At 47.2% G+C, this 5729-nt stretch carries 7 protein-coding genes and 1 riboswitch; all 7 genes read left to right on the top strand.

Annotated elements, in window-relative coordinates; translation table 11 throughout:
- A partial coding sequence (locus tag ENN47_05640) for an alanine--tRNA ligase (protein HDP77656.1) occupies positions 1-591 on the top strand: 591 nt, incomplete at its 5' end.
- Positions 578-994, top strand: coding sequence for a Mini-ribonuclease 3 (locus ENN47_05635; protein HDP77655.1), 417 nt, complete (start codon positions 578-580; stop codon positions 992-994). The genes ENN47_05640 and ENN47_05635, both read left to right, overlap by 14 nt.
- Positions 994-1737, top strand: a complete 744-nt coding sequence (gene rlmB / locus ENN47_05630) for a 23S rRNA (guanosine(2251)-2'-O)-methyltransferase RlmB (protein HDP77654.1) — start codon at positions 994-996, stop codon at positions 1735-1737. The genes ENN47_05635 and rlmB overlap by 1 nt, the downstream gene beginning before the upstream one ends.
- A 9-nt stretch (positions 1738-1746) precedes the next feature.
- On the top strand, positions 1747-3543 hold the full coding sequence (mutL, locus tag ENN47_05625; GenBank protein HDP77653.1) for a DNA mismatch repair endonuclease MutL: 1797 nt from the start codon (positions 1747-1749) through the stop codon (positions 3541-3543).
- 2 nt (positions 3544-3545) lie between these two features.
- Positions 3546-3707, top strand: a riboswitch (cobalamin riboswitch).
- A gap of 19 nt (positions 3708-3726) precedes the next feature.
- Positions 3727-4644, top strand: coding sequence for an ABC transporter substrate-binding protein (locus ENN47_05620; protein HDP77652.1), 918 nt, complete (start codon positions 3727-3729; stop codon positions 4642-4644).
- Positions 4641-5633, top strand: a complete 993-nt coding sequence (locus ENN47_05615) for an iron ABC transporter permease (protein HDP77651.1) — start codon at positions 4641-4643, stop codon at positions 5631-5633. The genes ENN47_05620 and ENN47_05615 overlap by 4 nt, the downstream gene beginning before the upstream one ends.
- Positions 5626-5729 (top strand): ABC transporter ATP-binding protein (locus ENN47_05610; GenBank protein ID HDP77650.1); only part of this gene is annotated, 104 nt, incomplete at its 3' end. The genes ENN47_05615 and ENN47_05610, both read left to right, overlap by 8 nt.

The following is a 5729-nucleotide window of genomic DNA, read 5'->3' as shown; positions in this document are numbered from 1 at the left end:
GGAGAAATCGGCCTCTTCAAGATTCTCTCGGAGACCTCTGTAGCGGCCGGAACCAGGAGAATTGAGGCAATAACCGGAACCACTTCGCTCGAATATTTCCGCAATCTCTTCAACAGACAGAAGACGATCAGAGAAGTACTTGAAGTTCCTGAGGATATAATAATTCAGCGGCTTCAGGGGATACTCGACGAACTTAGGTCAGGCGGACAGGAGATTGTCAGATTAAAAGAGAAGCTACTTTCAGGCGATTCGCTGATGAAAGATAAGAGAATGACGGCCAAAGGCGTCAATCTGCTTGTCAGAAGAGTAGAGAATGCGCCGTCCAGCGCTTTGAGAAACGGCGCAGATGTCCTCCTCAGCAAGGAAGGCGGCGGCATAGTTATTATCTTCAATGAACTGGAAGATTCTATTTCTTTCGTCGTGAAGGTCGAGAAGAGACTTACTGAAAGGTTTAAGGCAGGAGAAATCGCAAAGAAGATAGCCCGCGACCTGGGAGGGGGAGGAGGAGGCAGGCCAGACTTCGCCCAGGCAGGTGGAAAGGATGTTTCAAAATTGGAAGCCGTCATAGACAGGATCGATGAATACCTCTAATAATGAGTTTGACGATGCCTCCTTAGGCAGCCTCTTTGCCGTCTCAGCTTCTCCCGACAACCTTTCCCTAGACAGTCTTGCCTTTGTGGGAGATGCAGTGTACACTCTTTACTTCAGATTGAAGACTCTCCCGCAGGCGCATCGGAGGGCAGGTCATCAGCACAATATTGTGAAAGACTATGTAAGCGCTCCCGGTCAGAAAAAGGCTCTCGAAGAGGTCGAAGGACTTCTCGTTGAAGAGGAGAGGGAGATAGTCAGACGGGGTTACAATTCAAGAGGCTCGAAAAAACATGGGGACGACGAGGATTATAGAATGGCTACCGCTCTCGAGGTCCTTATTGGTCATCTATTCCTTGAGGGAAAACTCAAAAGGATAAAAGATCTGCTCGAAAGGGTGATTTGATGTATCTCCATGGCAGAAATGTGCTGAAAGAACTGCTTGGAATCGATTCGTCGCTACTGAGAATCAGACGAATACTCTTCACCAATCAGAGGAATGTCGATTCTCAGTTGCTCGAACTTGCCAATGAAGCGAAAGCTAAGGGGTTTAGAATAGAGGAGATGCCCCCGGAAAAACTCGCAAATCTCTGCCGAGAGAAGAAGCACCAGGGAGTGGTGATTGATCTCAAGGAGTTCTCATACGTGGACCCTGAAAGAATGCTTGACAATCTTGAAGAGCAGAACACAGCAACCATTGTGCTTCTAGATCAGATCCAGGACCCACATAATCTTGGAGCGATTATCAGAACTTCAGTTGCGGTCGGGGCCGATGCCATCGCAATAACTTCGAGCAACTCTGCCGAAATTACTCCGGCAGTCGTAAAGGTCTCTGCAGGACTCGCCTTCAGTATCCCGGTAATCAAGATAGTCAATATGGCGCAGTTTGAGAAATCTCTTAAAGAAAGAGGATTCTGGATATATGCTTCAGATATGGACGGAACGCCTTATTACGAAAACGAATATTCTGAAAAATCGGCCATAATATTCGGAAATGAGGGAAAAGGAGTCAGGCGGCTGGTGAAGGAGAGAAGCGACGTTCTCATTTCGATTCCTATGGAGAAGGCGGTAGATTCGCTGAATGTCGCTGCCGCTGCGGCTATAATTCTGTTCGACAGACGACGCCAGCTGGCCGTAAGAGGAGAGTGAACAGAACTAATGAGAATACGTGAATTGTCGTCCGACGTTGTTAGGAAGATTGCCGCAGGTGAAGTCGTAACGGGATGCTTTTCCGTAGTGAAGGAACTGGTGGAAAACAGTATAGATGCCGGTGCAACGGCTATTGAAATTGAGATCAAATCGGGCGGAAAAGAATACATAATGGTAAAAGACAACGGAAGAGGGATGACCAGAGAAGAAGCGAGCGTTGCTATTCTGCCTCATACTACAAGCAAGATTTTCTCCATAGAGGATCTCGATTCTCTCCTTACATTCGGCTTCCGGGGAGAGGCTCTTTCAACGATAGCCTCGGTGTCGCGCATGCGGCTGTCAACCGTCTCAGATACAGAGGAATTTGGGGTAGCTCTCGACATTGCAGGAGGGGATATCACGGGAGAGAAACCTCTCGGCGGTTCGAATGGTTCTGCGATCGAAGTCTTCGATCTTCTCTATAACACGCCCGCGAGAAGGAAGTTCTTGAAATCCGCCTCAATTGAGGGTCGAATGGTAACTGAGATGGTTCAGAGGTTTATACTCGCATTCGATAAGATCGATTTCACTTATTCTCGGGATTCTCAAGTCATATTCGATACAAGGGGTCTTGAATCGGTCGAGGCAAGAGCTGCGCTTATCTATCCAGGGCTTTCTGAAAAAGACTTGATACCGGTTTCGGAAAGCTCGGGAGAAATAAAGATACGGGGTTTTGTTACACTCCCAAACCGCACAAGAAAGAATAGAATGGGTGAAAACATTTTCGTGAACAGCAGATATGTTAGGCAGTTCGAACTGAACTATGCTCTCGAGAGGGGCTTCGGAGAGACTCTTCAAAAGGGGAATTTCCCTTTTGCAGTTCTCTTTATCGATATCGATCCTCAGGAGGTCGATGTCAACATCCATCCACAGAAGTTAGAAGTGAAATTTGCCTCTACTGCATCCGTTCTGGATCAGGTGAAGAGGGCTGTGCGGTCTGCCGTTAAGGGCGCCGGTCATTTCACAATCAATGTGGTTCATAGCGAAGAGGATACCGCCGAAAGATCGGCTGAACGGAAAGACATCTCAGACATTGATCAGGAGCATTTAGCAAGGGATCACGGCTTCAAACACTCTTGGAGGAACCAGAGAGTCTTCGATAACAGTGCTAATGAATCGTACACACAGTCCAGATTCGATCGTCACCTTTTCAGATCATTTGCTCCTGCTGAAGAGCGCGAACAATCAGCAACCAAAGAAAAGATCGGGGGAGCAAAAGCAAGTTTCATTGGCGTTTTAGGAGAACGGTATTTGATTGCGGAATCCGAAGACGGTCTCTTGTTGATCGATCAGCATGCCGCTCACGAGCGGATCATCTTTGAGGCTCTAAAAGAAAGCAAGAAAATCTCCCCTCAAAACCTTCTCATGCCGCTTGAACTGAATCTCGAGAGGTCCAAAATGGATCTGATTATCGCGAGAGAGGAAACGTTGAAGAAGCTCGGGTTCACTTTCAATTTCGGCGATGATAAAATCATAATGGTATCCATTCCTCAAGTCATTAAGACGGAGGGTGCAATAGAAACTCTCGAGGAAATTCTCGACGAGATGAGGTTGGAAGGTCTTGAAACTCCCGAGAGGGTTTTCGATAATCTTTTGGCCTCTATATCATGTAAAGCGGCAATAAGAACTGGAAACAAACTTGACATAGGGCAGGCTGAAGTTCTTTTTGAAGAGTTGAAGGAGAAGAATCTTCTTGTGTGCCCCCATGGAAGACCAATATCCATGGTGATAAGACTGGAGGATCTGGACAGATATTTCTCCAGATAGCTCTCAGAAACAATGCTTCACATCAAGGGAAACCGGTGCAAATCCGGTACGGTCCCGCCACTGTAAGCGGTACGAACTCTGCACATGCCACTGGGCAACCGGGAAGGCGCAGACAGTAGATTGATCCGCAAGTCAGGAGACCTGTGTGAGGCTCAGATATCACCATCCTTCCGAGGTAGAGGGGTGGTGAAATTCCTTGCAAGAGGGGTGAGCTTTTTGAAGAGGTTTTTTGCAGTCGGCTTTATGGTGCTATTCTTTGTACTGTCACTTGCATTTGAAATCGTGGATGATCTTGGAAGACTTGTGGCGATCGACAATCCCCCCGATAGAGTTGTCATAGCTTCTCCTGCGATCACCAAGTATCTCGAAGTTCTGGGTGTATCGTCCAGGATCGTAGGAGTGACTGACTGGGACCCGTATGCCTTATCGAATGAAGTGGAGAAAATTGGCAATCTCGTTCCTCTCAACCTTGAGAAGATACTCTCTCTTGGTCCTGATCTGGTAATGATCTCTGGTGGCTTTCAAGAGGCGGAAGTTGCCAAGCTCGAGAAGATCGGGATCTCTGCCTTCGTATTGAATCCGAACTCTTTCGAGGATATCTACAGGAACCTCATGGTTGTCGGCAATTTGTTCGGCATACCTGATAAAGGACGTATAACGGCGATGAACTTCAGAGATGAGGTTCTTGAAATCGCAAAAGACTCCTATAATGTTCCACAGAACGAGAAGCCCAAAGTTGTGTACATAATGATAGTCGGTGAGGTAAGCGATATCTGGACTTGTGGAACGGGATCTTTCGTTAACCAGGCGATCGCATATGCCGGCGGAGCAAACGTCGGAGCACCTTACAGCGGAAATAACGGATGGTTTCCCGTCAGTCCTGAATTTGTTCTTAACTCCCAGCCGAACATAATTCTTGTGCCATATTATTACGAAGGCGGTCAGGAAGAGGCGGTAAAAATGATAACTTCTTACAAACCCTTTGCAGATCTTCCTGCGGTGAAGAATAACCGAGTCTACCCGCTTTACGACGGCCTAACCGCATATGCAAACCCTGATTTTGTTGACCTCGTGAAGACGTTGAAAGAGTTCTTCTATTGAAACGCGCTGCACTTTTCGCGTTTTTCTCCACAGCATCCGTACTTGGGATGCTGTGGCTCTCGAGTTTCGGAACAGTCAATTATTCGTTGAATGAGATCTTAGGCATATTTCTTGGAGACTCTTCGGAACCAGCTTCCAGTATCTACGTGAATCTCAGACTTCCGAGATTATTAGTGGCTTTCCTGATCGGCTCAGGGTTGGCGGTAGGTGGAAATGGACTTCAACTTACCCTGAAGAATCCCCTGGCAGACCCATATATTATCGGTATATCGGCGGGGGCCTCCTTTGGAGCTGTTTTGTCTTTGTTCTTGAGAGATGTTGGCAGAATATCGCTGAACATGGATCTCCTTGCTTTCGTCTTTGCCTTGTTTTCTTCATTCCTGACCTATACGATCTCCCGGAGAGGAGGGAGAATCCCTATAACAACACTGGTTCTTTCCGGAGTAATAGTCTCCTTTCTTTTCAACGCGGCGGTGACTTTTCTTGTCGTATTTGCCTGGCGAAATGTTATTACCTTGCACTTCTGGTCTCTCGGTTCTCTTTCGGGTGTTACCTGGGATGATTTTTTCAGACTGCTTCCGATTATTGTTCTCCAGTATGCTTTGTTCACGATAATTCGCCGAAGAATGATAATAATGGCAGCCGGAGAAGAACACGCCATGACTGTCGGAGTTCACCCCGAGCGTATAAAGTTCCTCGTATTCTTCACCGTATCAATCGTTTCGGCAATTGCAGTCTCAACAGCCGGTTTGATTGGTTTTGTGGGACTTGTTATACCCCACATGGTTAGGCTTGCCTTTGGAACTGACAGCAAGCTGAACCTTCCTGCAACTGCTATGTTCGGCGGGGTTTTTCTGGTGGTCTGCGATACCATTGCGAGAACGCTCTTTCAACCCACGGAACTCCCAATCGGTGCAGTGACTGCCCTGGTAGGCGCTCCCGTCTTCATATATCTTCTAAGAAGCAGGGAAGTGGCTAATGATGGTTGATCCAATACAGATAAGAGATCTGCATTTCAGTTATGGAAAGGAAGAGGTTCTGAGTGGAATCGATCTGGAACTCAGGCACGGTGAAGTGCTTGGAAT

Source organism: Mesotoga infera (genome assembly GCA_011045915.1).
GTDB classification, from domain to species: Bacteria; Thermotogota; Thermotogae; order Petrotogales; family Kosmotogaceae; genus Mesotoga; species Mesotoga infera_D.
The sequence above is the reverse complement of the archived record's forward strand: the minus strand, read 5'-3'. Positions and strand labels throughout refer to the sequence as shown.